The 23,710-nt window shown below is 72.2% G+C and carries 27 protein-coding genes; 13 read left to right on the top strand and 14 right to left on the bottom strand.

Annotation, left to right across the window (positions count from 1 at the left end):
* Nucleotides 1-233: 233 nt before the first annotated feature.
* The 3 genes from RV986_RS48440 to RV986_RS48430 are packed head-to-tail and all read left to right on the top strand — an operon-like array spanning nucleotide 234 to nucleotide 4,540.
* The gene (locus RV986_RS48440; RefSeq protein ID WP_475923466.1) at nucleotides 234-2,618 is read left to right on the top strand and encodes an ATP-binding SpoIIE family protein phosphatase; all 2,385 of its coding nucleotides are present in this window, start codon (nucleotides 234-236) and stop codon (nucleotides 2,616-2,618) included.
* A gap of 57 nt (nucleotides 2,619-2,675) precedes the next feature.
* Nucleotides 2,676-3,971 (top strand): arsenic transporter, encoded by a 1,296-nt coding sequence (locus tag RV986_RS48435; protein WP_475923465.1) that lies wholly within the window; start codon nucleotides 2,676-2,678, stop codon nucleotides 3,969-3,971.
* 35 nt (nucleotides 3,972-4,006) lie between these two features.
* On the top strand, nucleotides 4,007-4,540 hold the full coding sequence (locus RV986_RS48430; protein ID WP_475923464.1) for a universal stress protein: 534 nt from the start codon (nucleotides 4,007-4,009) through the stop codon (nucleotides 4,538-4,540).
* Here RV986_RS48430 and RV986_RS48425 read toward each other — a convergent pair.
* Nucleotides 4,461-5,441, bottom strand: a complete 981-nt coding sequence (locus RV986_RS48425; RefSeq protein WP_475923463.1) for a helix-turn-helix domain-containing protein — start codon at nucleotides 5,439-5,441, stop codon at nucleotides 4,461-4,463. The two genes, RV986_RS48430 and RV986_RS48425, sit on opposite strands and share 80 nt — an antisense overlap.
* Nucleotides 5,442-5,506: 65 nt before the next feature.
* Here RV986_RS48425 and RV986_RS48420 point away from each other — a divergent pair, with 65 nt between their 5' ends.
* Nucleotides 5,507-6,343 (top strand): phytanoyl-CoA dioxygenase family protein, encoded by an 837-nt coding sequence (locus RV986_RS48420; RefSeq protein WP_475923462.1) that lies wholly within the window; start codon nucleotides 5,507-5,509, stop codon nucleotides 6,341-6,343.
* Here the strand turns inward: RV986_RS48420 and RV986_RS48415 are convergent.
* Genes RV986_RS48415 through RV986_RS48405 form a run of 3 tightly spaced genes read right to left on the bottom strand, consistent with a single transcriptional unit; the run spans nucleotide 6,321 to nucleotide 7,865 of the window.
* Nucleotides 6,321-6,557: an ATP-binding protein gene (locus RV986_RS48415; protein ID WP_475923461.1), complete on the bottom strand. Its 237-nt coding sequence runs from the start codon at nucleotides 6,555-6,557 to the stop codon at nucleotides 6,321-6,323. The two genes, RV986_RS48420 and RV986_RS48415, sit on opposite strands and share 23 nt — an antisense overlap.
* Nucleotides 6,554-7,477: an alpha/beta fold hydrolase gene (locus RV986_RS48410; protein WP_475923460.1), complete on the bottom strand. Its 924-nt coding sequence runs from the start codon at nucleotides 7,475-7,477 to the stop codon at nucleotides 6,554-6,556. Before RV986_RS48410 ends, RV986_RS48415 begins: the two co-directional genes overlap by 4 nt.
* Nucleotides 7,478-7,499: 22 nt before the next feature.
* Nucleotides 7,500-7,865, bottom strand: a complete 366-nt coding sequence (locus tag RV986_RS48405; RefSeq protein WP_475923459.1) for an NAD(P)-binding domain-containing protein — start codon at nucleotides 7,863-7,865, stop codon at nucleotides 7,500-7,502.
* A gap of 155 nt (nucleotides 7,866-8,020) precedes the next feature.
* On the opposite strand from RV986_RS48405, the gene RV986_RS48400 reads away from it, so the two are divergent.
* Together RV986_RS48400 and RV986_RS48395 are read left to right on the top strand one after the other, a co-directional pair.
* A complete protein-coding gene (locus RV986_RS48400; RefSeq protein WP_475923458.1) occupies nucleotides 8,021-8,875 on the top strand; it encodes an endo alpha-1,4 polygalactosaminidase in 855 nt (284 codons plus the stop codon).
* A gap of 114 nt (nucleotides 8,876-8,989) precedes the next feature.
* Entirely contained in the window at nucleotides 8,990-10,684 is a 1,695-nt protein-coding gene (locus tag RV986_RS48395) for a phospholipid carrier-dependent glycosyltransferase (protein WP_475923457.1), read from the top strand.
* 9 nt (nucleotides 10,685-10,693) lie between these two features.
* On the opposite strand, the gene RV986_RS48390 is transcribed toward RV986_RS48395, so the two are convergent.
* The gene (locus RV986_RS48390) at nucleotides 10,694-11,227 is read right to left on the bottom strand and encodes a flavoprotein (RefSeq protein WP_475923456.1); all 534 of its coding nucleotides are present in this window, start codon (nucleotides 11,225-11,227) and stop codon (nucleotides 10,694-10,696) included.
* Nucleotides 11,228-11,275: 48 nt separating this feature from the next.
* Nucleotides 11,276-11,734: a nuclear transport factor 2 family protein gene (locus tag RV986_RS48385; protein WP_475923455.1), complete on the bottom strand. Its 459-nt coding sequence runs from the start codon at nucleotides 11,732-11,734 to the stop codon at nucleotides 11,276-11,278.
* Nucleotides 11,735-11,835: 101 nt separating this feature from the next.
* Here RV986_RS48385 and RV986_RS48380 point away from each other — a divergent pair, with 101 nt between their 5' ends.
* Nucleotides 11,836-12,417, top strand: a complete 582-nt coding sequence (locus tag RV986_RS48380; RefSeq protein WP_475923454.1) for a TetR/AcrR family transcriptional regulator — start codon at nucleotides 11,836-11,838, stop codon at nucleotides 12,415-12,417.
* Between the two features lie 87 nt (nucleotides 12,418-12,504).
* On the opposite strand, the gene RV986_RS48375 is transcribed toward RV986_RS48380, so the two are convergent.
* Nucleotides 12,505-12,699, bottom strand: coding sequence for a ferredoxin (locus RV986_RS48375; RefSeq protein ID WP_475924686.1), 195 nt, complete (start codon nucleotides 12,697-12,699; stop codon nucleotides 12,505-12,507).
* A gap of 25 nt (nucleotides 12,700-12,724) precedes the next feature.
* On the bottom strand, nucleotides 12,725-13,912 hold the full coding sequence (locus RV986_RS48370; RefSeq protein ID WP_475923453.1) for a cytochrome P450: 1,188 nt from the start codon (nucleotides 13,910-13,912) through the stop codon (nucleotides 12,725-12,727).
* A gap of 414 nt (nucleotides 13,913-14,326) precedes the next feature.
* Between RV986_RS48370 and RV986_RS48365 the strand changes: the two genes are divergently transcribed.
* The gene (locus tag RV986_RS48365) at nucleotides 14,327-14,959 is read left to right on the top strand and encodes a LysE family transporter (RefSeq protein ID WP_475923452.1); all 633 of its coding nucleotides are present in this window, start codon (nucleotides 14,327-14,329) and stop codon (nucleotides 14,957-14,959) included.
* Nucleotides 14,960-14,962: 3 nt separating this feature from the next.
* Here RV986_RS48365 and RV986_RS48360 read toward each other — a convergent pair whose 3' ends face one another.
* Entirely contained in the window at nucleotides 14,963-15,415 is a 453-nt protein-coding gene (locus tag RV986_RS48360; protein ID WP_475924685.1) for a nuclear transport factor 2 family protein, read from the bottom strand.
* A gap of 172 nt (nucleotides 15,416-15,587) precedes the next feature.
* Here RV986_RS48360 and RV986_RS48355 point away from each other — a divergent pair, with 172 nt between their 5' ends.
* Complete coding sequence (locus RV986_RS48355; RefSeq protein WP_475923451.1) at nucleotides 15,588-16,031, top strand: nitroreductase family deazaflavin-dependent oxidoreductase; 444 nt, start codon at nucleotides 15,588-15,590, stop codon at nucleotides 16,029-16,031.
* 207 nt (nucleotides 16,032-16,238) lie between these two features.
* The gene (locus tag RV986_RS48350; RefSeq protein ID WP_475923450.1) at nucleotides 16,239-16,550 is read left to right on the top strand and encodes a DUF4235 domain-containing protein; all 312 of its coding nucleotides are present in this window, start codon (nucleotides 16,239-16,241) and stop codon (nucleotides 16,548-16,550) included.
* 67 nt (nucleotides 16,551-16,617) lie between these two features.
* Here the strand turns inward: RV986_RS48350 and RV986_RS48345 are convergent, their stop codons facing one another.
* Nucleotides 16,618-17,010: a VOC family protein gene (locus RV986_RS48345; RefSeq protein WP_475923449.1), complete on the bottom strand. Its 393-nt coding sequence runs from the start codon at nucleotides 17,008-17,010 to the stop codon at nucleotides 16,618-16,620.
* 233 nt (nucleotides 17,011-17,243) lie between these two features.
* Here RV986_RS48345 and RV986_RS48340 point away from each other — a divergent pair, with 233 nt between their 5' ends.
* Nucleotides 17,244-17,606 (top strand): DUF1304 domain-containing protein, encoded by a 363-nt coding sequence (locus RV986_RS48340; protein WP_475923448.1) that lies wholly within the window; start codon nucleotides 17,244-17,246, stop codon nucleotides 17,604-17,606.
* Nucleotides 17,603-18,157 carry a TetR/AcrR family transcriptional regulator gene (locus RV986_RS48335; RefSeq protein WP_475923447.1) on the top strand — a complete coding sequence of 185 codons (555 nt, stop codon included), beginning with the start codon at nucleotides 17,603-17,605 and terminating at the stop codon, nucleotides 18,155-18,157. The genes RV986_RS48340 and RV986_RS48335 overlap by 4 nt, the downstream gene beginning before the upstream one ends.
* Before the next feature lie 20 nt (nucleotides 18,158-18,177).
* Here RV986_RS48335 and RV986_RS48330 read toward each other — a convergent pair whose 3' ends face one another.
* Both RV986_RS48330 and RV986_RS48325 read right to left on the bottom strand, forming a co-directional pair.
* Nucleotides 18,178-19,035, bottom strand: a complete 858-nt coding sequence (locus RV986_RS48330; RefSeq protein WP_475923446.1) for a hypothetical protein — start codon at nucleotides 19,033-19,035, stop codon at nucleotides 18,178-18,180.
* Between the two features lie 81 nt (nucleotides 19,036-19,116).
* Complete coding sequence (locus RV986_RS48325; RefSeq protein WP_475923445.1) at nucleotides 19,117-20,064, bottom strand: GlxA family transcriptional regulator; 948 nt, start codon at nucleotides 20,062-20,064, stop codon at nucleotides 19,117-19,119.
* A 71-nt stretch (nucleotides 20,065-20,135) separates the two neighbouring features.
* On the opposite strand from RV986_RS48325, the gene RV986_RS48320 reads away from it, so the two are divergent.
* Complete coding sequence (locus RV986_RS48320; RefSeq protein WP_475923444.1) at nucleotides 20,136-21,089, top strand: NADP-dependent oxidoreductase; 954 nt, start codon at nucleotides 20,136-20,138, stop codon at nucleotides 21,087-21,089.
* Between the two features lie 12 nt (nucleotides 21,090-21,101).
* Here the strand turns inward: RV986_RS48320 and RV986_RS48315 are convergent, their stop codons facing one another.
* Both RV986_RS48315 and RV986_RS48310 read right to left on the bottom strand, forming a co-directional pair.
* Nucleotides 21,102-22,208 (bottom strand): NAD(P)-dependent alcohol dehydrogenase, encoded by a 1,107-nt coding sequence (locus RV986_RS48315; RefSeq protein ID WP_475923443.1) that lies wholly within the window; start codon nucleotides 22,206-22,208, stop codon nucleotides 21,102-21,104.
* A 34-nt stretch (nucleotides 22,209-22,242) separates the two neighbouring features.
* Complete coding sequence (locus RV986_RS48310; RefSeq protein WP_475923442.1) at nucleotides 22,243-23,700, bottom strand: aldehyde dehydrogenase family protein; 1,458 nt, start codon at nucleotides 23,698-23,700, stop codon at nucleotides 22,243-22,245.
* Nucleotides 23,701-23,710: the final 10 nt, after the last annotated feature.

Raw genomic sequence — 23,710 nt, 5'->3', positions numbered from 1 at the left:
GCCCATAAGTCATCACAACTGATCGTGAACAAACAGATTCTGACGGGGTGACACACATTCCCGTCAAGGGTGCGGCACTCACTTCCGTCCCGCGCATCACATCGGCCGGAATCCGTAGTACCGATGTGCCCCTTCGGCCGCCCGTGTCCCGGGTGCGGAACGCGTCCACGCACTAGGCTGGAGCCGGAGTGACCCGCTTGTTCACTGTGAGTGTGCGCAATGGAGTGGCGACGATGAGCCCGGTCCACCCCCTCGACGAGGCCGCCACAGCACGGGCGGTCATCGACGTGAACGGCACCCTCCTCCACTGGAGCGAAGGGGCCCGTCGGCTGCTGGGCCATGCCCCGGAGGAAGTCGAGGGACGGCCCGCCGCCGAACTGCTGGCCGCGGGTGCGGCCGCACCGGCCCCACCGGCCGGTCGCCGCTGGAACGGCACCCTCGAACTGCGCCACCACGACGGCCACACGCTCTCCGTGTGGCTGCTCGCCCACCGCAGGAAGCCGCGGGACGGCGGCCCGGCCACCTGGCTGGTGGTCACCCCGCTGGAGGTCCACGGCCCGCGCGCGCCGGACGACCCGCTGACGACGGCGGTGCTGGCGCAGTCTCCGTGCCCCATGGCGGTCTACGACGACCGGCTGCGGCTCTTCGGGGTGAACGACTCGATGGCCGAGGTGATCGGCCTCCCCGAATCCCGTATCCAGGGCCTCACGTACTCCGAGATCGGCGGCAAGGAGGAGAGCGAGGCCCTGGAGACACAGCTGCAGGAGGTGCTCGTCTCCGGAGTCGGTCGCGACGTGGAGACGTACCTGCAGACGGGCGGCGAGTACCGCGCGCACGCCTGGCTGGCCCGGATCGCCCCCCTGACGGACATCGACGGCCGGGTGCGGGGGGTGTGCGTGGCCGCGCACGACTTCACCGAGCAGTACCGGGCCCGCGAGCGGCTGCAACTCGTCAACGAGGCCAGCGTGCGTATCGGCAGCACCCTCGACGTCACCCGAACGGCCCAGGAGCTCGCCGACGTCTGCGTACCCGCCCTCGGCGACTTCGTCAGCGTCGATCTGCTGGATCCGCCGGAGCACGGGGGCGAACCCCACCTGGAGCCGCCGACCCCGCCGATCACCATGCGCCGCGCCGCCCACCAGTCGGTGAACCCGGGCTGCCCGGAAGCGGTCGTCAAGCCGGGCCATGTGGACGTCTACCCCGTCCACTCGCCGCAGGCGGACTCCCTCACCGCCGGCCGGACGATCGTGGCGCCCGACGACACCGCCACGCTGGCGGAGTGGCTCTCCTGGGACGCGGTGCGCGGCGCGCGCATCGCCGAGTACGGTCTGCACACCAGCATGTCGGTGCCGATCATGGCGCGTGGCCAGACCCTCGGGGTGGCCGTCCTCACCCGGTTCCGGCGCCCCGATCCGTTCACCCCCGACGATGTGCTGCTGGCCGAGGAGGTGACGGCCAGGGCCGGCGTCTGCATCGACAACGCCCGCCGGTTCTCCCGCGAACGCGAGACCGCCCTCGCCCTGCAGCGCAGCCTCCTGCCCCAGTCGCTGCCCCGGACGGCCGCCCTGGAGGCGGCCTCCCGCTATCTGCCCGCGGCGCGGGCCGGGGTGGGCGGCGACTGGTTCGACGTGATCCCACTGTCCGGGATGCGGGTCGCCATGGTCGTCGGTGACGTCGTCGGCCACGGCATCCAGGCCTCCGCCACCATGGGACGGCTGCGCACGGCCGTCCGTACGCTCGCCGACATCGACCTCGCCCCCGACGAGCTGCTCACCCACCTCGACGACCTCGTCGTACGGCTCTCCACGGAGGCCGGCGCCGAGGGCACCACCGGCGAGGTCGGCGCCACCTGCCTGTACGTGGTGTACGACCCGGTGTCACGGCGCTGCGCCCTCGCCCGGGCCGGCCATCCTCCGCCGGTCATTCTCACGCCGGGCGGTCCCCCCGTGCAGATCGAGCTGCCGGCCGGGCCGCCGCTGGGCCTGGGCGGGCTGCCCTTCGAGTCCGTGGAGCTCTCCCTTCCCGAGGGCACGCTGCTCGCGCTGTTCACCGACGGCCTGATCGAGAGCCGCGAGCGGGACGTCGACGCCGGCCACGAGCTGCTGTGCCGTGCCCTGGCGCAGTCCGCGGACTCCCTGGAAGGGGCCTGCCACGCCATTCTGCAAGCCCTGCTCCCGGTGGGCGGGGCCCAGGACGACGTGGCGCTGCTGCTCGCCCGGACCCACGGCCTCGCGCCGTCCCAGGTGACGACCTGGGAGATTCCCGCCGACCCCGCCCTGGTCGCGCCGATCCGCAAGCAGGTCGTCGACCAGCTGGACACCTGGGAGCTGAGCGCGGCCACGTTCACCGCCGAGCTCGTGGTGAGCGAACTGGTCACCAACGCGATCCGGTACGGCGAGCCGCCCATCCGGCTGCGGCTCATCCATGACGCCGAGACCCTGATCTGCGAGGTCTCGGACAGCAGCCACACCGCACCGCATCTGCGCCGGGCCAAGACCTACGACGAGGGCGGCCGCGGACTCCTGCTGGTCGCCCAGCTGACCCAGCGCTGGGGCAGCCGCCACACGGCCGACGGCAAGACGATCTGGGCGGAGCTGGCGCTGCTCGGGGAGTTCTGAAGGCAGCGACGCGGGTACGAAGTCGCGTGCGGGGCAGAGGGTGCGGCGTCTGATCTGATGGTCGGGCACCACGACCGTGTCCCGGAGGACCGAACACTGAACACCCCGCTCGCCGAATCCCTCTCCGTCGTCCTGCTCGCCGCCGTACTCGTCTGCGCCGTGGTCCGCCCCTTCGGCTGGCCCGAGGCGGTCGTCGCGGTCCCGGCCGCCCTGCTGGTGACGGCCACCGGCGCGATCTCCTGGGACCACGTCCGCGCGGAGGCCGGGCACCTGGGGCCGGTGATCGGCTTCCTCGCGGCCGTGCTGGTGCTCGCCCGGTTCTGTGACGACGAGGGGCTGTTCCACGCCTGCGGTGCCTGGATGGCCCGCTGGGCGGCGGGCCGGCCGGGACGCCTGCTGACCGCGGTCTTCGCGCTGGCCTCGGCGATCACCGCGGTGCTCAGCCTGGACGCCACCATCGTGCTGCTCACCCCGGTCGTGTTCGCCACCGCGGCCAGGATGGGCGCGCGTCCGAAGCCGCACGTGTACGCCTGCACCCATCTGTCGAACACGGCCTCGCTGCTGCTGCCGGTCTCCAACCTCACCAATCTGCTCGCGTTCACCGCGAGCGGGCTGAGCTTCACCCGCTTCGCCGCGCTCATGGTGCTGCCGTGGCTGGTCGCCATCGGGGCCGAGTATCTGGTCTTCCGGCGCTTCTTCGCCCGTGACCTGGCCGCGGCCGTCCCCGAGCGGACCGCCGACGAGCCGCCGGAGCTGCCCGTGTTCGCGCTGGTCACCGTGGGCTGCACGCTGGCGGGGTTCGTGGTCGCCTCCGCGGTGGGCATCGATCCGGCGTGGTCGGCCGCGGCGGGTGCGCTCGTGCTCGCCACCCGCGCCCTGGTCCGCGGACGCGCGACCGTCCTCACCGTGGTGCGGTCCGCCGCCCCGGCCTTCCTCGCGTTCGTGCTCGCGTTGGGCATCGTCGTACGCGCGGTGGTCGACAACGGACTCTCCGACGCCCTCGGCCACCTCCTCCCGGCGGGCGGCGGGCTGCCCGCGCTGCTCGGGACCGCCGCGCTCGCCGCCGTACTGGCCAACCTGATCAACAATCTGCCCGCGGTCCTGGTGCTGCTGCCGCCGGCCGCCGCGTCCGGACCGGGCACGGTGCTGGCCGTGCTGCTGGGGGTCAACATCGGCCCCAATCTCACCTACGCCGGTTCGCTGGCGACCCTGCTGTGGCGGCGGATCGTGCACCAGCACGAGCACGGCGTGGACCTGAAGGAGTTCACCCGGCTGGGTCTGATCGCCGTGCCCGCGGCGCTGGTCCCCGCCGTACTGGCACTGTGGTTCTCGCTCCACGTCATCGGCGGCTGAGCCGCCGCACCGTCCGTGGCCGGAGGCCGATGCTCATGCGGGTGATCGTCTGGCTCGTCGAAGGGACCTGGCCGGCCTGCGTGGACGCCGCACGGCGGCACGCACCGCGGGCGACCGAGGTCGTACTGCTGCACGTGAGTGAACCGGGGGTGCCCGGGCTGGCCCACGGTGCCTTCGCCGGGCTGCTCGGCCGCGGGCGTTCCGAGCGCGATCCCGGGGACCGGCTGGAGGATCTCGGCGCCTCCTCGGCGGCGCGGCTGCTCGACGCGGCGGCCGAACGCCTGGGCGGCCCGTGCGTGCGCCTGGAGCGCACCGGGCGTACCGAGCGGGAGGTGGTCGCCGCCGCCGAGGGCGCCGACCTGCTCGTGATGGCCCGGGACGGCGACCGGGCCCGGCTCGGCCCGCACAGTCTGGGACGGGCCGGGCGGTTCGTCGTCGATCACGCCCCCTGCCCGGTACTGCTGATCTGGCCCGAGGCGGCACCGGACGTCACGACCATCCCGCCTCCGCCCCCGGCTCCCGCTCCTCCCCCGTCTCGCCCGTCTCCCTCGACTCCCCCGCACCCCTAGCGGTGCCCCTTCGGTAGGCCCCCGGCGGAGTCCCGTACCGCTGCCGGAAGACCCGATTGAAGTGGAAGGCGCTGGTGAAACCGGAAGCGGCGGCCACACGTTCGACCGGGAGTTCGGTGGCTTCCAGGAGCCGGGCCGCGTGCAGCAGCCGGGCCTCGCGCAGGACCCGCATCGGGGAACGGCCGAGTTGCTCGGTGAACAGGTGGGCGAACCGGGACGGTGACAGGGCGACCGCCCCGGCCAGCGAGCGGACGGTGTGCGGCGCGCCCGGGTCGGCGGCGATCAGCGCCTCCGCCCGGCGGACCCGGGCGTCGACGTCGGGACCGCGCCGCTCCGCCCGGGCCGTGCTGAGCAGCACGATCTCCTCCAGGGAGCAGAGGGTCAGCTCCCTGGCGGCGGTGCCGTGCGCGACCGCGACCTCTCCGTCGGCGTTCGCCGCGCCGGTGGGCGGCGGGCCGGTGGGCGGCGGGCCGTCCCCCGTCCAGCGGGCGTCGGCGAGCATCCGGCGGAACGCCGCCTCGATACGTTCACCGCCCGCCGCGGGGCCGACGGCGTACACCCCGTCGGCGAGGGCGTACGGCCGCAGCCACCCGGACCAGGACGGCCTGGCCTGGCAGTGCGCCCACCAGAACGCCCAGTGCCCGGCGCCCGGTTCGACGGCGTAGCGCTGCGGCACGCCGGGGCCCAGGACCACCAGTTCCCCGGGGTCCGCCACCGTCCGTGTCGCGCCCTGCTGAAGTCGGCCCCGTCCGCCCGTGGTCCAGGTGAACAGCCAACTGTCACTGCCGTGCGGCCGGTTGACCCGGTATCCCGGTCGCTGGTCGAAGCGTCCGACGGTCACCAGGCCCGGCGGCGGGGACGGGGCAGCAGGCTCGGGCAACTCCTCAGCACGCACAGGCATCCTCCCGCAAGGCTCGTCGACCTAGCGTGAGGCACCGGGGACATCGATGAGAAGGGGCGGCTCGGATGACAGTCACGGACAGGAGTGGGCTCGGGCGGTCGGGCTTCGAGGAGCTCAAGGGGTTCGAGGAGTTCGAGGAGAACGGGTTCGTGGTGGTGCGGGGGCTGTTCACCATCGCCGAGATCGACGAACTGTGCGCGGAGTTCGCGGAACTGCGTGCCGCCGGACCGGTGCCGGGTCACTTCGAACCCCGGGTCACCGGGGCCGACGGCCCGGCCGATCCGCTGGACGTCCATCCCCGGGTCATGAACCCGCACCGCGTCAACGCGCTGTCCTGGCGCCGCCTCCTCGATCCCCGGCTGCGGGAGATCCTGGAAACCCTGCTGGGCGAGGAGGCGCTGGCGGCGCAGAGCATGTTCTACTTCAAGCCGCCCGGGGCCCGCGGTCAGGCGTTGCACCAGGACAACTTCTATCTGCGGGTCGAGCCGGGCACCTGTGTGGCCGCGTGGATCGCCTGCGACACGATCGACCGGGAGAACGGCGGACTGGAGGTCGTGCCGGGCACGCACCGCATGGACCTGTTCTGCCCGGAGGAGGCGGACGAGGAGCTGTCCTTCGTACGGGAGTACGTGCCGCCGCCGCCCGGTCTGGCCGTCGTGCCCGTCGACATGGCACCGGGCGACGTGCTGTTCTTCAACGGCAGCCTGGTGCACGGCTCCGGGCCCAACCGCAGCGCCGACCGCTTCCGCCGCTCGTTCATCGGCCATTACGTCGGTCGCTCCACCCACCGCATCGGCCGCCATTACTCCACGCTCACGATGGGCGGCGAGCCCGTCGCCCTGCCCGAGAGCGAGGGCGCGGGCCCCTGCGGCACGGAGTTCACCGCCGCGTCACCGCACTGACGTCGCCCTCGCTGCCCCGGCAGCGCGGCACCCGCGTCCCGGACCGACGGGCGATGCGGGCGGCGGCGTCGAGCAGCACGCTCTTGCCCGCGCCGGGGCCGCCCGTCAGCAGCAGGGACCCGGGCCGCCCCGTCGTGAGGTCGTCCACCAGCCGTGAGAGCAGGGTCAGTTCGTGGTCCCGGCCGACGATCCACTCGTCACCGGGCTGTGTCATGAGGCGGCTCCGGGGATCGCGTCGGCGGTGAAGGCGAGGACGGCGGCGGCGACCGCGCCGGGGTTCTCCAGGAGCATCTCGTGCGTACCGTCGATTCCGACGACCCGCACCGAGGACCGCCGTGCGGCCAGTGCGGCGAGATCGCGGGCGAGCCCCTTGTCGTACGCCGCCATCAGCTCGTCGAACCAGGGCATGCCGGGGACGGACGGCACCGGCCGCGCCGCCCGGCCGAGCAGCAGCGGCCGCCTCGTCCTTGCGAAGAGGTCGAAGAGATCGAAGAGATCGAGGGATTCGATGGCGGCCAGCATCTCCAGCGCGTGCTCGCGTTCGGGCCGCAGCGCCAGCCGTCCGTCGGACAGGTACCGCAGGGAGCGCAGCAGGGCCTCCTCCAACAGCTCGTAGGGGATGCCCAGTTGCTCGGACATCGTGCGTTGCCGGGCGAGCAGGTCCTTCAGGCCGTCGGCCGGAAGGGGTTCGCCGGACACCGCCGCGGCCGCCGACTCCCGTACCCGGGCGAGGCGTTCCTCGACGTGGACGGGGTCGAGGCCCACGTACTGGTCGGGACGGCCCCACCCGTATCCGTCCAGGTTCACCGCGCCCGGCGTCTCCTCCGGGTGCTCCAGCGCGTACCGCACGGCGATCATCCCGCCGAGCGAGTGCCCGACGGGCAGCGCGCCGGGGATGCCGTGCTCCTCCAGTACCGTCTCGATGTCCTGGATCACCCGGGGAAGGCTCCAGGTCCCGGACGGGGAGAGACCGTGTCCGCGCAGGTCCACGGCGAGTACCCGGTGCCGGGGGACGAGGCGCGGGGCGACGGCGGCCCAGTCGGCGAGCGTGCGCCCGGCTCCGTGCAGCAGGAGCAGCGGCGGGCCGTCACCCCCGTGGTCGTGTACGGCCAGTGCGATGCGGTCTCCGTTCATGTCCTGACAATAAGGCCTCGGGTCAGGGCTCCAGGAGCGGACGGAGCGTCGGCAGGGGGCCGCCCGGGAACTCCTGCAGCCGGCCGCCGGAGGCCGACGGGCCGAGGTCGACGACCGCCCGGCCCACCTGCTCGACCAGTCGTGTGACGCGCGCGCCGGCCCCGGGGACGAGTTCGGCGACGACCTCGCCGGAGGTGCGGCCGCCGAGGTCGGCGGCCCTGAAGTCGGGCGGTCCGAGCGGGTCGGTGGTGTCGATGACGATCTCCTCCTCGCCCGACTCGGCGACGGTGGCGGGCCGCAGGGTCTGCCCCGTCGAGGCGGCGAGGTCGCGCAGGGACTGCGGGCCCCGGCTGTCCGGCGCCGCGGGGTGCGACCTTGACGCGGGCATTCTCCAGGCGCTTTGATCTTTGCCGTGCCGAGGCGTGCAGCCGGGCACCCAGAGGTGCGCCCAGCCGGTAGCGGACACCGTCCAAGTCCGGCCAAAGTCGCCAGGATCGCGGGAGCGTCCGAGGCGGGGTCGTACTCGCGAACGATGGAGCGGGCATGCCCGTCACACGTGTTCCGCGCGTCACCGGCGTGGGGGCGGTTGCTTCCCTGGTGGCGCTCGTGACGCTGGTGAGCTGTGCGACCGGGTCGGACGAGCGGACGCCTCCCCCGCAGCCCACGGCCTCCGGGCCGGGCCCGAAGGGCGTTCGGCTCCCTCCGCTCCACGCGGGGTTCGACTACCAGATCGGCGGCGCCTATCGGCCACCGTCCGGTGTCCGTATCGTCAGCCGCGACCGGTCGGCGTCGCCCGCGCCCGGCCTGTACAACATCTGTTACGTCAACGCCTTCCAGGCGCAGCCGGAGGAGTTGACGTCCTGGCCGGCCGACCTCCTGCTGCGGGACGCGCGGGGCAAGGTCGTCATGGACCGTGACTGGGACGAGGCGCTGCTGGACATCGGCACGGCGGCCAAGCGCACACAGGTGGCGGCGCGGGTCAACCGGTGGATCGACGGCTGCGCGGACAAGGGATTCGACGCGGTCGAGCCGGACAACTACGACAGCTACACCCGCTCCGGGAAGCTGCTGACCGCGAACGACGCCACCGCGTTCATCACGCTGCTCTCGGCGCACGCGCACGCCCGGGGGCTGGCCATCGGGCAGAAGAACACCGTGGAGCTGGCCGGGCTCCGAGCGCCGACGGGGCTGGACTTCGCGGTGGCGGAGGAGTGCGGGCAGTACGACGAGTGCGGTACGTACGCGAAGGCGTTCCACGACCGGGTGGTCGACATCGAGTACACCGACAGCGGGCTGCGCAAGGCCCGCGCGGGCTACGGCGACCGGCTGAGCATCGTACGCCGGGATGTGCAGGTGTCGACGCCGGGCAGCACGGACTACGTCCGCCGGACGCGCTGACGGGCGGTGGCCCGGACCGGCGAGGGGCACCGGGCATACTCGCACCGAAGCCGGGCGGTTTCCGGATGAGCGGGTACGCACGGAGCGGACGTATCAAAGGGCATGTCGACATCCATGGCCAGCAGGCAGGGCGAGCGCCTGCCGACGAGCACCGCCAGACCGTCGGGCCGATGCGAGGGACTCCGGCGCCATCGGCGGTGGCTGCTCGGCCTGGCCGTGGTCGCCCTGCTGGCCCAGATGGCGGTCGCGATGGTCACGGCGGCCGTGCAGCAGACCCCGACGATCGACGAACCGGTGTACGTGGGCACGGCGGAGACCTATGTGCGCGAACACAGTCTGCGCTTCAACCCCGAGCATCCGCCGCTGGGCAAACTCATCATCGCGACCGGACTGGTGTTCGCCCATCCGCACCTCGACGACGCCCACTTCGCGGGCGATCAGTCGGCGCTCGGACGGCGGCTGTTGTACGAGTCGGGCAACGATCCCGGGCAGGTGATGCTGTGGGCGCGGCTGCCGGTGATCGTGCTGACGCTGCTGTTCGGTCTGGTCGTCCTCGCGTTCGCCCGTGAACTCTTCGGCGCCGTGGGCGGGCTGGTGGCGCTCGCCCTGTACGCGTTCTCGCCCGACATCATCGCCAACGGCTCGCTGGCCACGCTCGACGTGCCGGCGGCCGGATTTCTGCTGACATCGGTGTGGCTGGTGTGGCGGGCGCGGCGGCAGCGGCCGCTGCTGCACCTCTCGCTCTCGGGAGTGGCGCTCGGCGCGGCGGTCGCCACCAAGATGAGCACCCTGCCCGCGGTTCCGGTGCTGCTGCTCCTGGCGTTCCTCTCCTTCTGGCACGCACACCGCACGCCCGGCCGGGGCCTGCGCGCACAGCCGCGGCTCGTCGGCCTCGGCATCGCGGTGGCGGCGGGCATGGCGCTGACGGCCCTCGCCGTCGTCTGGGCGAGCTATCTGGTCGTCGATCCGCAACTGCGCTGGACGACACCCGCGGACGTCCCGGCCGTGCACGGCCTGCGAGGGCTCGCCATCGACTGGCTGCCGGTGCCGCGGCCGTACCGCGACGGCATGCGTATCCAGTTCGGCTTCGAGAACGACGTGTGGAGCGGCTTCCTGTTCGGACGGCTCTACCGCGGCTCGCTCTGGTACTACCTGCCGGCCGCCCTGCTGGTGAAGACACCGCTGGGCATGCTGGTGCTCTGGCTGACCGGTCTGGCCGTGCTGCTCGCCGTGCCCCGGCTGCGCTCCGCCGCCCCGTACGTCCTTCTTCCTCCGGCCGTGCTGCTGGCCATGGCGATGACCGGGTCCCGTGACCTCGGCGTCCGGTACGCGCTCTTCGTCCCGGTGTTCCTGGCGGTCGCGGCGGCCGGGGCGTCGGCTCTGCGACACCGCTGGGCGCACTTCGCCACGGCGGCGCTGGTCCTGTTCGTCGCGGTCAGTTCGCTGCGCGCGTTCCCGTACTACCTGCCGTACTCCAACGAGGCCTTCGGCGGGCCGGCGCAGACCCATCTGCGGCTGCACGACTCGAACGTCGACTGGGGGCAGGACCTGGGCCGACTGGCCGACCGGCTGGCCGAGCGGTATCCGGACGAGCGGGTCTGGCTGGTCTACAAGGGCAGCGGTGTCCCCTCGTACTACGGGATCGAGGCGGCCGATCCGCGCAAGGCGCCGCCGGGCGAGGTGCACGGACTGCTCGCCGTCTCGGACTCCGCGGTCGCGAAGGCCGACGGCCGGATGGCGGCGCTCCTCGACGGTGCCACCCCCGTCGACGAGGTCGGCCACTCGATCACGATCTACCGACGGCGCTGACCCGAGCGGTCACGGGCGGGACGTGAGCAGGTCCAGGGCCCGTTCCCAGGGGAAGTCCGCGCGCCGGCCGTCCGCTCCCGGCTCCCCGGAGTAGCGGTCGGCGAAGCGCACGCCCATGCCGTGCAGCCGGTCGAGGCTCGCCCGGTAGGCGGGGTGGGCCGCCAGCGCGTCGCTCACGCAGGGCAGTACGGAGATCGGGACGCCGAGGCCGTACGCCTCGTTCAGGGTGCCCAGGGCGAGGGTGTCGGATATGCCGGCCGCCCACTTGTTGACGGTGTTGAAGGTGGCCGGGGCGACGGCCACCGCGTCGGGGGCCGGAAAGGGGCGCGGATCGCCCGGGGCCCGCCAGGCGGACCTGATCGGGCGGCCGGTCTGTGTCTCGGCGGCCGGCGCGTCGAAGAAACCGAGTCCCTGCGGGGTGGCGACGACCCCGACCTCCCAGTTCCGCTCCTGTGCCGCGGTGATCAGTTTGCTGACGTCCTGTGCGATGCCGGCCGCGCACACCACGACGTAGAGGAAGGGCTTTTCGGCGTGTTCACTCACCCGGGAAACCCTAGTGAACCGCCAAAGCCCCGGTGAACCCCGCAATCCCTAGCGAACGGGGAAGGTGTCCCCGCGTTCGGATTCGGGACGCGGGCCGAAGATCCGGCGCTCCTTCTCCTCGATCCGTACGTCGTTGATGCTCGCCTCGCGCCGGGTCATCAGCCCGTGCTCGTCGAACTCCCACAGTTCGTTGCCGTACGACCGCCACCACTGTCCGTCGGCGTCGTGCGACTCGTACTGGAAGCGGACGGCGATGCGGTTGCCGTCGAAGGCCCACAGGTCCTTGCGCAGGGCGTACTCCTGCTCGCGCGTCCACTTCGCGGTGAGGAGTTCGACGATCTCGGCGCGGCCGGTGACGAAGGTGTCGCGGTTGCGCCAGACCGAGTCCTGCGAGTAGGCGAGCGCGACCTTGTGGGGATCGCGGGTGTTCCAGGCGTCCTCGGCGGCCTGGACCTTCTGGACCGCGGTCTCACGGGTGAAGGGCGGCAGGGGCGGACGATCGGACATGAGGGCTTCCTTTCCGTTCCACGAGACGGGAGAACGTGCGTTCTCCACCTCGGCTGCTAACGTAGAGAACGCTCGTTCTCACGTCAAGGAGCAACTCGCGCATGGACACCCCCGCCGCTCGTGAACTCGCCCTCGCCACCGCCCGGGAACAGGCACTGGACGCCGCGGAGGAGCTGTTCTACGGCCGGGGCATCCAGACCGTCGGCATGGACGACATCCGCGCCGCCTCAGGGGTCTCCCTCAAGCGGCTCTACCAGCTGTTCCCGGCGAAGGAGCTGCTGGTCGAGGAGTATCTGAAGCGCCGTGACGTGCGCTGGCGGCAGCGGCTGGCCGAGCATGTCGAGGGATACGGGGAGCCCGAGCCACGGATCCTGGCGGTGTTCGACTGGCTGGGGCGGTGGTTCGCCGAACCCGACTTCCGCGGCTGCGCCTGGATCAACTCGTACGGGGAACTCGGCGCGACCTCGCCGCGCGTGGTCACCCAGGTCGGCGCCCACAAGAGGGCGTTCAAGGAATACCTGGGCGGCCTGGTGTCCGACGCGGGGCTTCCCGCCGCCCTCACCGACCAGTTGTTCCTGCTGGCGGAGGGGGCCATGGTCACCGCGGGCATCACCCGGACCGCGGAGCCCGCCGAGCAGGCCGCCGGGGCGGCGCGGTCGCTCATCGGGGCACAGCGGCGATAGGCCGATCACCGGCGGGGACGGCCGACGCGCGCCGACCGTCCCCGCTCCCGTCCCTGCCCGTGACGAGTGGCGAGTGACGAGTGATCCTCAGCTCTCGGTGACGCTGATCGCGCCCACCGGGCAGGCCCGTGCCGCCTCCCGGACCAGTGGGTCGCCGCCGCCGTCCTCACGGCCGGGCAGCAGTGCGCTGAATCCGTCGTCGTCCTGGGTGAAGACGCTCGGCGCGGTCAGCGCGCACTGCCCCGCGCCGATGCAGATGTCCTTGTCGATGGCGATGTCGATGTCGATGCTCATGGCCGCCAGCCTCTTACCAGGTCACGGGGAGTTCCAGCATCCCCTGGATCGTGTCGCCGGGTTTGAAGGGAATGTCGTCCGCCGGTGCGGCGAGGCGCAGACCGGGCAGCCGGTCGAAGAGCGACAGCAGGGCGATCTCCATCTCGGCGCGGGCGAGGTTCTGGCCGAGGCACTGGTGGATGCCGAAGCCGAACGCGACGTGATGGCGGGCCGAGCGGTGCCAGTCCAGGGTGTCCGGCTCGGGGAAGGTGCCCGCGTCGCGGTTGATGACGGAGGTCGAGAAGACCACGCCCTCGCCGGCGCGGATCGTCGTGCCGGCCACCTCGATGTCCTCGGTGGCCACCCGCAGCAGTCCCTCGGCGATGGAGAGGAAGCGCAGCAGTTCCTCGACGGCGGTGGGCATGAGCGTCGGCTCGGCGCGCAGTTCGGCCAGCTGTTCGGGGTGCCGCAGCAGCGTGAACGTACCGAGCGAGATCATGTTCGCGGTCGTCTCGTGCCCGGCGACCAGCAGGATCGTCGCCAGGCTGATCAGCTCCGCGCGGTCCACCGTCCCCTCGCGCAGCTGCTCCTGGATGAGGTCGTCGAGGAGTCCGTCCCCCGGCTCCCGCAGCTTGCGGTCGATCAGCAGGCCGAAGTACGCGTCCAGTCGCTCACGGGCGGCCTGGGTGTCCTCGGCGGCGGGGCCGCGCAGCAGCCTGCGGGACTGCTCCTCGAAGAAGTCGTGGTCGGCGTACGGGACACCGAGCAGCGCGCAGATCACCATCGAGGGCACGGGCAGCGCGAAGGCGCCGACCAGATCGACGGGTGGCCCCTGCTTCTCCATGGCGTCGAGCAGCCGGTCGACGGTCTCCTGGATGCGCGGACGCAGGGCGGCGGTCCGCTTCAGGGTGAAGCTCGGCACCAGCATGCGGCGCTGGGCGTGGTGTGCGGGATCGTCGAGCCCGAGCAGCGCGACACGACGGTCACGGGAGCCGGCGAACCGCGCCGTGGGCATCGGGAACTCCGGGCGGGTGCGGTCGGAGGACAGTCGCGGATCCGTGAGGAGTGCGCGGGCGGTGGCGTGCCCGGTGACGACCCACACAGCGCGTCCGTCGAACAGGGAGACGCGGGAAAGGGGGCGCGCCTCGCGCAGGGTGTCGTAGGCGGTGGGCGGGTGGTAGGGACACGTACGGTCCTGGGGGAAGGCAACGGGTTCTGTCATGAGTGACCTCGCAAGCGATGGTTCCCTCTTGCCGATCTTGCCGAACACCATTAGATGCCCCAGGCACCTATAGGAGTCACGCAAAGTCCGGCCAGATGCCCTGAACGGAGTATCTGGCCGAACGCCGTCGCCGGTCCGGGTGGCCGCCGGGCTCCCACGGGCAGCGGTCACTGCCCGGGTGCCGCAGATACGGCGCGTGCATGGCTCGATCCAACCGCTTCCTCCACGGTACACACCCCGTGTTCATGGCTCGGCGGCGTCCTTCGTAATTCGCTTGCACGGGCGGCTCGGCGGGCCCCAGGATCTGCCCATGTCCACGATCGAAGCCCTCCTGCCGCCGACCTCCGCCACCGCTCGTCCGGTGCGGGTCCAGCAGCAGCCCGGCCGTCCACGGAGGCCCTCGCTTCCGCGGTCGTGACCGCCGCGCTCGTCGCGGGGCTTCTCGCGGGCTACGGCATCGCCGTCCCCGTCGGAGCGGTCGCGACCTATCTCGTCTCCCTCACCGCGCGTACCTCGCTGAAGACCGGCGGATGCGCGGCGCTGGGCGTGGCGACCGCCGACGGGCTGTACGCCCTGGTCGCCGCACTCGGGGGCGCCGCACTCGCCGCCGCGCTGCAACCGGTGCTCCTGCCGTTGCGCTGGGTCTCGGGGCTGCTGCTGACGGCGCTGGCCGTACGGGGCGCGGTCACCGCGGTGCGCCAGTACCGCGAACAGCGGCTCGCCGCCCGGTCCGTACCCGACCCGGTACGCCCGGCGGGGGCGTACCTGACCCTGCTGGGGATCACCCTCCTCAACCCCACCACCGTGATCTACTTCGCCGCGCTGGTCCTCGGCAGCCGTACGGCCGAGGCCGTGCGCCCCCTGGAGCAGGGGGCGTTCGTGCTCGCCGCGTTCGTCGCGTCCGCGAGCTGGCAGCTGCTGCTCGCCGGGGGCGGTGCGCTGCTCGGCCGGGCGCTGACCGGACGCCGGGGGCGGCTGCTCACGGCACTCGCGTCCAGTGCCGTGATCATGGCGTTGGCGGTACGGATGCTCGTCGCGCCGCCATGAGGATCAGGCGTCGGCGGCGGATTCGAAGGCGCGGGCCACGGCGAGACTGTCCTCGTACACGTGATGCCGTACGACGAGCCCGTCCTCGACCGTCAGATGCAGGGCGAACCGAGCGCTGTAGGCGCGGCCGGTGGCCCCGGCCGTCTGCCGGATCTCACCGAGCACGACGGCCTCGGTCCCGTCGACGAGGATCCGCTCGACCTCGGTGGCCGCGCCGCCGGGCACATGGTGTGCGGCCAGTTCACGGTAGTGGGCGGCGGCGTCGGTACGGGTGGAGCGGTGGCGGATCCACGGGGTCGTGGCGCGCCCGTGCTCCTCCCGCGGCCAGCTGAGCCTCCAGTCGCTCCGTTCGGCGTACAGTTCGGCGATCCGTTCGGGGTCGCCCGCGCCGATCCGGCGCAGCAGCTCCTCGACCACGGCACGTGTCGTCGAGGCATGATCGGTGACCACGGACATCGGCACGGGGTCGCCCCTTCCTGTGGCGTCGTGCGGGAACGGCTCCACCGTGCCGCACACCTCGCGCGGCCGCGATGACCCGCGAGGTAATGGTGCGGATGAATCCTGGTCCGCGCTGGTGTTGAATCATGCCGAGACATCATCAGTACGGTGCGACGAAGGGATGGAAGTCATGCCTCTTGAGGGTGAGTACGAGCCCAGCCCGACGCAGTGGGTGCGGGACCAGGTGGAGTTGTACGAGGGTTCCGGCGGCGCCAAGGGGAACACACTGCTCGACACGGGAATGCCGGTCATCATTCTCACGACCCGTGGTGCCAAGAGCGGCAAGATCCGCAAGACCCCGCTGATGCGGGTGGAACACGACGGTCGTTACGCGGTGGTCGCCTCGCAGGGCGGTGCCCCCAAGCACCCGGTCTGGTACTTCAACGTGAAGTCCGATCCTCATGTGGAGCTCCAGGACGGCGCCGGGCGCCAGGACATGACGGCCCGTGAGGTCACGGGTGCGGAGAAGGCGGAGTGGTGGGAGCGTGCGGTCGCCGCGTACCCCCCGTACGCCGAGTACCAGACGAAGACCGATCGGCAGATCCCCGTCTTCGTGCTGGAACCGCCCGCCTGACCAGCCGGCTGACCGACCGGCCGACCGGCTGACCCACCGGACGGAAATTCACGGGTGCCCGGCGCGCATGAACCGCGGCGCGCCGGGCACCCGTGCCTCAGGCCCCGCCGCGCCCCCCGTCGCGGCGGGGCTTTCCGACGTACGCCGCCGCCCTCTACCGGGCGTCCGGATTCGGTGACACCGTCTACGTCGACCAAGGAGGAGACGGTGGCCAGGTACAAGAAGCACAAGAAACTCAAGCTCCCCCTCGCCTACAAGCCCCTCGGCTTCGCGCTGAGCTGGGCGAGCGGCGCCCTCGCCGGGTTCGCCTTCCAGGCGGCCTGGAAGGCGATCCGCCACGAGGAGGACGCGCCCGACGCCCTGGACAAGGACCGCGGCTGGGGCGAGGTACTGCTCGCGGCGGCCCTGCAGGGCGCCCTGTTCGCGGTCGCCCGCAGCGCGGCGGACCGTACCGGCGCGAAGGCAGTCGAGCGTTCGACGGGGGTCTGGCCGGCGTCGGACAAAGGCGGCCGGGACTGAGGGCCCGCGCCGAGTCAGCCGTGTCGAGCCGCCTGGTCGTCCTCCGCCCGATGCCCGACTCCCGAAGTCAGCCCTGTTTGGGCGCGGTCGACGGCAGGAGACGCAGCGTGAAGGAGTGTCCGGACGGATCGGCGTAGCCGCGTTCCTCGAACGGGCCGGACGGGTCCTTGGTCTCGATCGCACGCCCGCCGAGGCCGATGACCCTCCGTTCCGTCTCGTCCAGGTCCGTCACCTGGAAGTCCAGGTGCACCTGGAAGGAGCTCTCGGGGCGCGGCCAGCTCGGCGGCGTTGCCGTCATGTCCCTGCGGAACGCCATCCGGATCCCGTCCGCGCCCCTGATCTCCACGCGGTTCGCGGTCGCGTCCGTCTCCTCGGCTTCGAGCAGTTCCTTGTAGAAGGCGGCGAGCTTCTCGGGCTCGGCGCAGTCCAGCACCACGACGCCTGCCGTGACCAGTGCCATGTGTCCTCCGTACGGGGTTCCCGGGCGCGGACGGCGGTTGGCCGCCCGCTGTTTCCCGGGTACCCCGTACGGCGCGTTCAGTCCCCCGCGGGCCGCGTCGCTCCTCCCCAGGGCGCACGGGCCAACCGCATGCACGCACCCCCTAACTTCCTGGACAGGTGTCCAGCTATAGTGGGCACCTGTCCAGGAAAAACCTGTCCGGACATGGCTGTGCACGAGGGAGCTTGCTGACGATGGAGACGGTCGCGAACGTGCTGGTGGGCCTGGTGGCCGCGTTGCACGCGTACATCCTGGTGATGGAGATGTTCCTGTGGCAGAAGAAGCCGGGACGGGGACTGCACGGCTTCGACTCCGACATGGCCCGGGCGACCGCGCCCATGGCCGCCAACCAGGGGCTCTACAACGGGTTTCTCGCGGCGGGTCTGGTGTGGGGCCTGATAGCCGCCGATCCGACCGGCTTCCGCGTCCAGGTCTTCTTCCTGGTGTGCGTCGTGGTCGCCGGGGTGTTCGGAGCGGTCACCGCGAACCGCCGGATCCTCTTCGCGCAGGCCCTGCCCGGCGCGCTCGCCCTGGCCGCCGTCCTCGTCGCCCGGTGACGTCCGAGGACCCGCGGGCCGCCCGCACCCGCGAGAAGCTGCGCCGGGCGCTGCTCGCGGAGTGCGCCGAGCATCCGCTCGAAGAGGTCGGCGTCGCCGCGCTGGTACGGCGCGCCGGGGTCGGCCGGGCCACCTTCTACGTACACTACGCCGACCTGGAGGCACTCGCCGTCGACGCCTGCGCCGATGTCGTACGAGAGGCGGTGGAGGCGCTGCACGCGTGGCGCGGCCGGCCCGACCCGGTGTCCGCGCCACCCGCCCTGCTCGCGTTCTTCGCCGACCTCGCCCCGCACGCCGGGCTCTACCGCGCGCTCCTGAGCCCGGGCGGCGGCGGCCCGCTCGGACATGTCCTGCACCGCGATCTGCGCGCCCGCAGCCTGGCCGAGCGCACCCTCGCAGGCGCCGCGGACGCCCCGCTGGTGGCCTCCGCCGTCGCCGCCACCTTCGCGGGGGTCCTCGCCGACTGGCTGCACGGACTGCTGGAGGGGACCCCCGAGGAAGTCGCCGACCAGGTCTGGCAGTTGCTGGTCGCGCTGCACATGAGCCGCTGACGCCGCACGTACCGAGCGGCTCACTTGCAGGCCACGGTGCCCTTCGTCGACGGCCACGCCTCCACGCCGTCGGGTGTGCGGACGTAGGCCGTCGCCCTGTCCGCCGTCAGCCACAGTTCCCGGTCGTGGAGGCGGTATCCCGTGTCGCGGGCGCCCGCGGGCATCCGGACGTCCCCGTCGTACGCGGCGGTGAGCAGGCCGCTCCCGAGCACCCCGTCCGGATCCCGCGCGTACTGCCTGCCGTCCGCGCCGCGGCCCGTCCAAAGGAAGCGCACGCTCTCCCAGTCGCAGTGCTCCGGGCCGACGGAGCTGCTCAGCAGGGTGGTGGGTACGCGGTGTCCCGTGCGGTCGGTCCAGATCTCGTACTCCTTGGTGTCGGTGAAGCTCGCCGGGAGTTCGGCCGGGTCGCAGGAGGCACTGGTCTCCGGGCCCCAACCGGGGCGGTGCGGCTGGTCCTTGGCGACCACCACGGCGACCCTGGTCCTGCCGTCGACGTCGTACGAGAACAGGACGCGGTCCCCTTCCGCGCGCTCCACCCGGTAGCCGTGGTCCGGGACGTCGGGCTGCTCCAGGTCGAAGTACGCGCTGAGACCTTCCTCGGGCGTCGCGCCGCCGTCTCCCTCGCCCCAGCCGTCGCCCCCGCTCCCCGAGTAGATCTCGCCTTCGCACTCCAGCGCCCGGCCGGCCGCGCCCGAACCCTCCTCGGCCTCGTGGGCGCTGCCGTCGGGGCTCTCCTCGAACGGCAGGTCCAGCGGTCCGGCGTACGGCGCGGCCGGGGGCGTACCGGTGACCACCAGGTCGTCGGGCGTCCCCCCGTCGTCGCATCCCATCGCCGTCAGACCGACCAGTACCGCCGTCGCCACGATCCCTTTGCGCATCCCGCCCCCGTTCGCCGTCCCGCGCACCGCGAGGTGCGTTCTCCCTCCTCCGACGCGGGAGTGAGGGTGATCGTTCGACGCTCAGCGGGCCGCCTGGAACGTGCGCCGGTAGGCCCCCGGCGAGACACCGATCGCCGCGTGCAGGTGCTGTCGGAGCGAGGTGCCGGTGGCGAAGCCGACCTCGCCGGCGATCTGGTCCACCGAGAGGTCGCTGGACTCCAGCAGATGGCGGGCCCGGGTGACGCGCTGCTGGATGAGCCAGCGGCCGGGGCTCATGCCCACCTCGTCGTTGAAGCGGCGGGCGAAGGTGCGCGGGCTCATCCGGGCATGGCTCGCGAGATCGGCCAGGGCCAGCGAGTCACCCAGACGGGCGAGGGCCCACACTCGGGTCGCGGCCGTGCTCGTCGCCGCGGGCTCGGGCACGGGCTGCTCGATGTACTGGGCCTGACCGCCGTCGCGCCAGGGCGGCACCACACAGCGCCGGGCCACCTTGTTGGCCAGCTCGCTGCCGTGGTCCTCGCGCACGAGGTGCAGACAGACGTCGACACCGGAGGCGGCACCGGCGGAGGTGAGGATCGTGCCGTCGTCGACGAAGAGGACGTCCGGGTCCAGCTCCACCCGCGGGAACATGCGCCGGAACTCGTCGACCAGCTGCCAGTGCGTGGTGGCCCGCCGCCCCTCCAGGAATCCGGCCGCCGCCAGCACGAACGCCCCCGTGCAGATGGAGACGATGCGGGTGCCCGGCCGGATGAGCGCGAGCGCGGCGGTGACCTCGGCGGCGGGCTCCGCGGTGACGCAGGCCGGGTCGATGGCGGGGATGACCACCGTGTCCGCCGTGCCCAGTATCTCGGGGCCGTGCTCGACGGTGACCGAGAAGTCCGCGTTGCTGCGCACCGGCCGACCGTCGACGGTGCAGGTCAGCACCTCGTACCGGCCGTCCGCCGCGCCGAGGATCCGGCTGGGGATGCCCAGCTCGAAGGGGTAGACGCCGTCCAGCGCCAGGACGACCACTCGCTCCGTTCGCAGCATGGCACGATCCTATCGAAGGTTGGCAATCATGCCATTTTCTTGTGGGGCGGGCACCGACAGGCTGGTTCACCATGAGCACTGTGAACACGATGCGAGTCATCACCCAGAACGCCCTCGGCGGCCCCGAGGTCCTGAAGGAAGTACAGGTGGAGCGACCCACTCCACGGCCCAACGAGGTACTGGTCCGGGTCCGCGCGGCGGGCGTCAACCCGACCGACTGGAAGCACCGCGCGACCGGCGGCTTCCTCGGCGAACCGCCCTTCGTCCTCGGCTGGGACGTCTCCGGCGTGGTCGAGGCGACAGGGATCGGTGTCGCCCGTTTCAAGGCCGGGGACGAGATCTTCGGCATGCTTCCCTACCCGTTCGGTCACGGCTCGCACGCCGAGTACGTCACCGCCCCCGCCCGCGCCTTCACCCACAAGCCGGCCGGGATCGACCACACACAGGCGGGCGCGCTCCCGCTGGTCTCCCTCACCGCGTGGCAGGCCCTGGTCGAGACGGCCGACGTACGGCCGGGCCAGCGGGTGCTGATCCACGCGGCCGCCGGCGGGGTCGGGCATGTGGCCGTACAGATCGCCAAGGCACGAGGCGCCCACGTCATCGCGACCGCGAGCGCGGGCAAGCACGCGTTCCTGCGCGACATCGGCGTGGACGAGGCGATCGACTACCGGGAGACCGACTTCACCGAGGCCGTACGGGACGTCGACGTCGTCCTGGACACCGTCGGCGGCGACTACTCCGTCCGCTCGCTGCGCGTACTGCGCCCGGGCGGGATCGTGGTCTCGATCATTCCGGTCGGTACGGAGGACTTCCACGAGGAGGCCGAGCGTCTCGGCGTACGGGCGGTCAGGATGCTCGTCGACGCCGACCGCACCGGCATGAAGGCGATCGCGGAGCTCGCCGAGGCGGGCAGGCTGCGCGCCACGATCGCCGAGACCTTCCCGCTGGCCGAGGCCGCCAAGGCGCACGCGCTCGGCGACACCGGCCGGACCACGGGGAAGATCGTCCTCGTTGTGGAGCAGTAGAACCAGAAGGAACTAGAAGGTGAGTACGGGCTTGATCGTCTTGCCCGCCTTCATGTCCCGCACCGCCTGCTCGATGTCCGCGAACGGGTAGGCGCTGATCAGGCGGTGCAGCGGGAGCCGTCCCTCCTTCACCAGTTGGACCAGGGCGGGGATGAACGTCTGGGTCTCGCTGTCGCCCAGGGTGAGGCCGACGATCCGCCTGCCGGGGATCAACCCGTTGACGTCCAGCGCCACTTCGGTACCGAAGGGCGGGGCACCGACCACGACCAGGGTGCCGCGCGCGGCGAGCGCGTCGGCGCCCTGGCGCAGCACGGCGACGCTGCCGGTGGTCTCGACGACGCCGTCGGCACCCCGCCCGTCCGTCAGCAGCGCGACGGCCTCACCGAGATCGGCCTCGCTCGCGTCGACGGTGTGCGTGGCGCCCAACTCCTCGGCCAGGGTGAGGCGTTCAGCGACCCGGTCGACCGCGATGATCCTCGTGGCGGGGGTCAGGGCGGCGGCCATCACCGCGGACAGCCCGACCGCCCCGGCGCCGAGCACGACGAGGGTGTCGCCCAGCCGGGGCCGCAGCACGTTCCAGACGGCGCCCACACCGGTCTGCACCCCGCAGCCCAGTGGGGCGATGGACTCCAGCGGTACGTCCGGGTCGACCTTGACGAGGCCGCGCTCGTCGACCAACGCCCGCTCGGCGAAGGAGGACTGCCCGAAGAAGTGGCCGCCGAGCGGCGTCCCGTCCCGGCTGATCGTGCCGGTGCCGTCGGCGCGCCGGCCGCCGATGAGGTTCAGCGGCAGCCAGGTGGCGCAGTAGGCGGGGTGCCCGTCACGGCAGTTGTGGCAGCCGCCGCAGGAGGTGAAGGACAGGACGACGTGGTCACCGGGGGCGACGCCGGTGACGTCCGGGCCGACGGCCTCGACGACTCCCGCTCCCTCGTGGCCGAGGACGCCGGGCAGCGGGAAGGGCAGACCGCCGCCGGCCACACCGAGGTCGGTGTGGCACAGGCCGGTGGCCACCATACGGACGAGGGCTTCGCCGGGGCCGGGCTCGTCGAGTTCGACATCGGCGAGCGTGAACGGCGCGCCCGCGGACTCGACCACGGCCGCGCGAGTGGTGGTGGGCATCGCGTGAACTCCTTCGTAGATCCCGGGCGGGCGCTCAGTCGAGCGAGACGACGACGGACTTGACCTTGGTGTAGGCGGCGAGTGCCTCGGGCCCGTACTCCCGGCCGAAGCCGGAGTTCTTGACGCCGCCGAAGGGGACCGCGGGGTCGAGCATCGCCCAGTCGTTGATCCAGACGATGCCCGCCTGGAGCCGGTCGGCGACGCGGTGCGCGCGGGCGAGGTCGGTGGTCTGGATGCCCGAAGCCAGGCCGTACGGGGTGGAGTTGGCCAGTTCGACGGCCTCGTCCTCGGTGTCGAAGGGCTGGACGGTGAGGACCGGGCCGAAGATCTCCTCCTGGATCACGCGGGAGTCGTTCGGCAGGCCCGCGACGACCGTGGGCTTGTAGTAGTAGCCGCCGTCGAGGTCGAGGCGCTCGCCGCCGCAGACGATGTGTGCGCCCTCCTTGCGGGCCAGGTCGACGTACTCCTCGACCTTCCGGAGGTGCTTCTCGCCCGCCATCGGCCCGACCACCGTCTCGGGCGCCCGGGGGTCGCCGACCGGGACGCCGGGGACGGCGTCGGCGAGGATGTTCAGCAGGGTGCTGTACACCGAGCGCGCCACCAGCAGCCGCGGGCCGCCCATGCAGAACTGCCCGGTGTTGAAGACGAAGCCCTTGATGACCGCGCCGACCGCCTTCTCCAGGTCGGCGTCCTCGAAGACGACATGGGCCGCGTTGCCGCCCAGCTCCATGGTGACCGGCTTGAGCGCCTCGCCCGCGACGCTCGCGGCGTGCCGCCCGACGGCGGTCGACCCGGTGAAGGCGAGCTTGTCGATACCGGGGTTGCGCAGCAGCGCCTCGCCCGCGACCGGTCCGCTGCCGGTGACGACGTTCACGACACCGTCCGGGACTCCGGCCTCCTGAAGCAGCCGGGCCATACGGAGGGCGCTGAGCGGGGTCTCGTCGGCGGGCTTGTGCACCACCGTGTTGCCTGCCGCGAGCGCCGGAGCGAGCTTCGAACTGGACAGGATCAGCGGGAAGTTGAAGGGCGTGATGGCGGCGACCACCCCGAGCGGTCCGCGGCGCGTGTAGGCGAGGGCGTTGAGCGGGGTGTCGCGGGTGGCGCCGTCCAGGGTCTGAGCGAGCGCGGCGCAGTACTCGTACTCGTCGGCCGCGGTGAGCACGTCGACAGGGCGGCACAGGGAGATGGGCTTGCCGACGTCGAGGCTCTCCAGGGCGGCGAGCTCGTCGGCGTTCTCACGGATCAGTTCGCAGACGCGGTGCAGCACCCGGCCCCGCTCCCGCCCGCTCGTCCCGGCCCAGGGGCCGTGGTCGAAGGCCTCCCGTGCGGCGCGCACCGCCGCGTCCACGTCGGCCGCGCCCGCTTCCGCGACCGTCGTGACCACCTGGCCGGTGGACGGATCGATCACGTCCGTACGCGCCCCGGCGGCCGCCTCGCGCCACTGTCCGCCGATGAACAGCCGCCCGGGCTCGCTCTCGAAGGTGGTCGTCATTGCCCACTCC

The organism is Streptomyces sp. RLA012, from assembly GCF_056270325.1.
This window is presented reverse-complemented; position numbering and strand designations above follow the sequence as displayed.